We start from the raw sequence: 887 nt of genomic DNA, 5'->3' as shown, positions 1-887 counted from the left end.
GCTGGAGCGCGGGCGGTTCATCTGGCCCTCGCCGGTGGACGGCGCCTTGTCGATCTCGGCCTCGCAACTTGGCTAYATGCTGGAGGGGATCGACTGGCGAAACCCTCAGCACAGCTGGCGGCCGGAGCGTGCGGGATAGCGCCATGAGGTGAYGATTTYGGATGCGGCACGCCGRAYCCGCATGCTTGCATCCTGGGTGTGACAAGCCCGCCCGACGCCCTGCCCGATGACCTCGATGCGCTACGCGCGGCCCTGCTCGCGGAGCGTGCCGCTCGCGCTGCGGAGCAGGTGGCGCGACACGAGGCGGAGGCCCGCGCCTCGGGCGCGGAGGCGATGGTGGCGCATCTYAAGCTGCTGATCGCCAAGCTGCGGCGGGAGCGGTTTGGCGCATCGGCCGAGCGTGGCAGCAAACTYGATCAATTGGAGYTGCAGCTCGAGGAGTTGGAGGCCGCCGCCMGCGAGGACGCCAYCGCGGCAGAGGCTTTGGCCCCTGACGCCCCTGGCATCCCCACGCGGCGCAGGCCGCATCGYGGYCCCTTGCCGYCGCATCTGCCGCGCGAGAGGGTCGTGATCCCGGGGCTGATGGCATGCCCCTGCTGCGCGGGCCCGCTGACCAAGCTGGGCGAGGACATCACGGAAACGCTGGAGGTGGTGCCGCGCAGYTGGAAGGTGATCCAGACCGTGCGCGAACGCCTGGCCTGCCGGGCCTGCCAGACGGTCAACCRRGCTCCRGCACCGTTCCATCCGATTGCGCGCGGCCGGGCGGGGCCAGAGCTCCTGGCCAGCATTCTCGAGGCGAAGTTCGGCCAGCACCTGCCGCTGAACCGCCAGAGCGAAACCTTCGCCCGGGAGGGCATCGAACTCGATGTCTCGACGCTGGCCGATTG

Annotated in this window: 2 protein-coding genes; both read left to right on the top strand. The window is 70.1% G+C overall.

What is annotated here, in order from left to right; genetic code table 11:
• Position 1: 1 nt before the first annotated feature.
• Complete coding sequence (gene tnpB, locus AC1DWF_RS33015; RefSeq protein ID WP_476842724.1) at positions 2-139, top strand: IS66 family insertion sequence element accessory protein TnpB; 138 nt, start codon at positions 2-4, stop codon at positions 137-139.
• 59 nt (positions 140-198) lie between these two features.
• Positions 199-887, top strand: a 689-nt coding sequence (locus AC1DWF_RS33010) for a transposase domain-containing protein (RefSeq protein WP_476842723.1), incomplete at its 3' end; no start/stop codon positions are given.

This window comes from Aminobacter sp. P4_D5, assembly GCF_056401815.1.
This window is presented reverse-complemented; position numbering and strand designations above follow the sequence as displayed.